This window comes from Protofrankia sp. CiP1_Cm_nod4, from assembly GCF_982290645.1.
The window spans coordinates 3,318-5,795 of the sequence record NZ_CEVIVC010000058.1; the positions used below are offsets into that span (position 1 = coordinate 3,318).

At 73.2% G+C, this 2,478-nt stretch carries 1 protein-coding gene; it reads left to right on the forward strand.

Annotation, left to right across the window (positions count from 1 at the left end):
- The coding region (locus AC5LSR_RS12985) for a CHAT domain-containing protein (protein WP_493468505.1) at nucleotides 1–2,478 on the forward strand (2,478 nt) is incomplete at both ends.

Sequence of the window (2,478 nt, forward strand, 5' to 3'; positions counted from 1 at the left end):
GAGCCCGGCGGAGGCGGACACGCGCCTGTCCCAGGCCGGTCACCGGTTGCGGGAGGCGCTGCTGGACGCCGACGCCGCGCGGCGGCTGACCGAGCTGATCGACACGTCTCCCTTCGGCACGGCCGTGGACGTCGTGGTGGAGGCCGACGGCCCGGCGGTGCTGGCACTGCCCTACGAGCTGCTGCGGCTGGCCGACGGGCGGCTGCTCGCGACCATGCCCGGGGTGCGCTTCACCCGCCGGGTCGCCGGATTACGCCGGGCCGCGACCGGCCCACTGCCCGGCCCGCTGAAGATCCTGGTGGCGGTGGCCGCGCCGGAGGAGACCCGGACGAGGAACCCGCCGCTCGACGTCGAGGCCGAGATGCAGGCGATCATCGATGCTGTCCGCGGGGTCGCGGGGTCCGGGGCTGCGCAGGTCACGATCCTCGAGGTCGCCGGACTGAAGCAGATCGCCGACGCGCTGAGCGGCCAGAGCACGGACGGCGACGACTTCTACCACGTGCTGCACCTGTCCGCGCACGGCTCGGCGTCCGAGGTGGAGCTGGAGGACGAGGACGGCAACCCGGTGCCGGTCCGTGCCGAGGAGCTGGTGGACGCCCTGAAGGGCGCGTCCCGCCCGCTGCCGCTGATCGTGCTGTCGTCCTGCTCGGGCGCGTCCGCGAGCCCGCCCGGCCCGGCCAGCCCGGCCGGCTCAGCAGGCTCGGACGAGCCGGCCGGCTCGGACGGGCTGGCCGCGACCCTGGTCCGGCGTGGCGCCGACCGGGTGGTGGCCATGCAGACGACCGTCACCGACCGTTACGCGACCGATCTGGCCCGGGTGTTCTACGAGGAACTGGCCACCGGCCGGGCCGGCTCGGTGGCGGCGGCCCTCGCCGCTGCCCGCCGACAGGTGGACACCGACCGGCGGGCGGCCGCGCGCGCCACGGGCCGCCTCACCCCGCCCGAGTACGCCACCGCGACGCTGCTCGCCGCGGCCGACGACCCGCCGCTGCTGGACGTGGCCGCGAACCCGCGTCCGCTTGCCCGCCCGTTCGCCGCGCCGGCCGGTGGCACCGTCCGCGAGCTGGCCATGGGGGATCTGGTCGGGCGGCGCCGCGAGGTCCGTACCGCGCTGGACGTGCTGCGCGGCGGCCGGGCCGCGGTGGAGCGGTACGGCGCGGTCGCCGGCGTAGTGCTGACCGGGCCCGGCGGTATCGGCAAGACCGCGGTGGCCGGGCGGGTGCTGACCAGGCTGCGGGCCGACGGCTGGGCTGTCGCGGTACATGTCGGTCGTTGGAACCCGCCGTCGCTGATCGCCGAGACCGTCGACGTGCTGCGTGGTGTCCCGGAGCTGGCCGACGCCCGTGCCTCGCTGGCCGACCCGCGTCACGAGGACACAGCGAAGATCGATCTGATCGGGAGGCTGCTGGGCGAACACCGGCTGTTGGTGCTCTTCGACGACTTCGAGCGCAACCTCACCGAGGACGGCCGGGCCTTCGCCGACCCTGGTTTCGCCGAGGTGTTCGGCGGCCTGGCCCGTGCCAGCGCCCAGGGCCGCATGCTGGTGACCTGTAGATACCCTCTGCCGGGGCGTACCGGCCTGTTCCTGCGGCGGATGGAGGTGGGGCCACTCAGCGGCGCCGAGCTGGGCCGTCTGCTCCTGCGGTTGCCGAGCCTGCGGACGCTGAACGAGACCGACCGGCGCACCCTGGCCCGGACGGTCGGCGGGCATCCGCGGCTGGTGGAGTTCGTCGACGCGCTGTTGCGCAACGGCGCCGCGAACCTACGGGAGGTCACTGAGCGGATCGTGGGCCTGGCCGACGAACTCGGCGTCGATCTCTCCGAGGATCGCACCTTCGATCGGGCGGTGGATGATGCTCTGCTGCTCGGCAGCCGCGACATCGTCCTGGAGCTGCTGCTCGCGACAGTGACCGCCGACGAGCGCTCACTGCTGCTCCATGCGGCGGTGTCGAACGTTCCCATGTCAGCCGACGATCTTGCATTCGCCTGGCTGGCTGAAGAACCTGACGATCAGCGGCGTCGGATGGTCTCATCGGCGGTTATGCGGCTCGCGGACCGGACACTGCTGTTACGTCTCGACGGCGATGTGCTCGTCCACCCGTGGATCGCCGCCCGGCTCGTCGACGCCGAGCCCGAGACCCGGGCAGAGCGGCACGGTAGGGCAGAGCGCATGCGGCTGGCCCGGCTCGATGCGGGACGCGGGGATTTCGCCGACGTGGTGGAGGTCGCCCGCCACCGCAGTGCCCAGCACAGGTTCGACGACGTTGTCACATTCACGTTGGACATCGCCGAGATGCTCACGGGCGAGTCGTCGGTGGCCGCGCTGCTGGGCGAGGTCGTGCCGATGGTGCCGCCGGACAGCCGGGGATTTCTCGAGCTTGTCGATCGGGAACTCGCCGCGCTGCTGAACATCGGTATCACCTCGGCGGCGTGGGAACGCGGCGACGCCATGGTCGCCTCCGCCCGGCGGTTGGCGGA